This is a genomic window from Priestia sp. SIMBA_032 (assembly GCF_046535215.1).
Lineage (GTDB): Bacteria > Bacillota > Bacilli > Bacillales > Bacillaceae_H > Priestia > Priestia aryabhattai.
On record NZ_JAWRXD010000644.1, the window covers coordinates 1 to 272 of the forward strand.

General features: G+C 70.2%; 1 protein-coding gene. It reads right to left on the reverse strand.

Going from position 1 to position 272, the window contains the following annotated elements; translation table 11 throughout:
- A partial coding sequence (locus SB717_RS35825) for an alpha-L-arabinofuranosidase C-terminal domain-containing protein (protein ID WP_410907727.1) occupies window positions 1–272 on the reverse strand: 272 nt, incomplete at both ends.

The following is a 272-nucleotide window of genomic DNA, read 5'->3' on the forward strand; positions in this document are numbered from 1 at the left end:
GTGGCCACCGCATCCACGAGCGGCACGGCCCCGAAGCGCTCGGTGTCGTACGTGGCGCTGGCGACGTGGACCCGCAGGGCGGTGCCTCGCCCGTGCGCCGCGGTTGCGGCGAAGGGGAAGAAGGTCGTCTGCTTCCAGGCAGGACCGCCCGGCTCCGTCATGATCGGGGCGATCACGTTCACCAGCTGGGCCAGGGATGCGCTCTTCACCCGGTCGGCGTGCTTCAGCAACGTGATGAGCAGGCTGCCGAAGACGACGGCGTCGGAGACGGT